Below are 521 nucleotides of genomic sequence, written 5' to 3' on the forward strand. Positions count from 1 at the left end.
GCTGAGTGGTTACACATAAATGACGAAGTAACACCGGATGTCACGGTAAGTGGCGTATCGATCAATACTAAAACCATTCAACCTGGAGATTTATTCATTCCGTTCAAAGGTGAAAAAGTGAATGGTCATCAATATGTGACTCAAGCTTTTGAAAAAGGAGCATCAGCAGCTCTTTGGCAGAAGGATGAACCAAATCCTCCACAAAATCTTCCTTTGCTTTTTGTAGAAGACAGTGAAATAGCGTTGCAGCAAATGGCACGTGCATATCGGGAAAATCATCCGGCAACGTTCATTGGCATTACGGGATCAAATGGGAAAACATCCACTAAAGACTTGGTGGCGGGTGTACTATCTCCTTATTTCCGTGTCCAAAAAACGGCAGGAAACTTCAATAATAACTTGGGATTACCGATTACGATCTTGTCGTTGGATGAAGACACAGAGTTTGCCATCCTTGAAATGGGTATGAGTGGCTATGGAGAAATTGAGTTCCTTTCAAACTTGGCTAAACCGCATCACGT

The 521-nt window shown here is 42.2% G+C and carries 1 protein-coding gene; it reads left to right on the forward strand.

Annotated features, from left to right (window positions below; translation table 11 throughout):
- Positions 1–521, forward strand: a 521-nt coding sequence (locus AC1D2R_RS32265) for a Mur ligase family protein (RefSeq protein WP_477973888.1), incomplete at both ends; no start/stop codon positions are given.

The sequence above is a fragment of the Rhizobium sp. P1_C7 genome, from assembly GCF_056406295.1.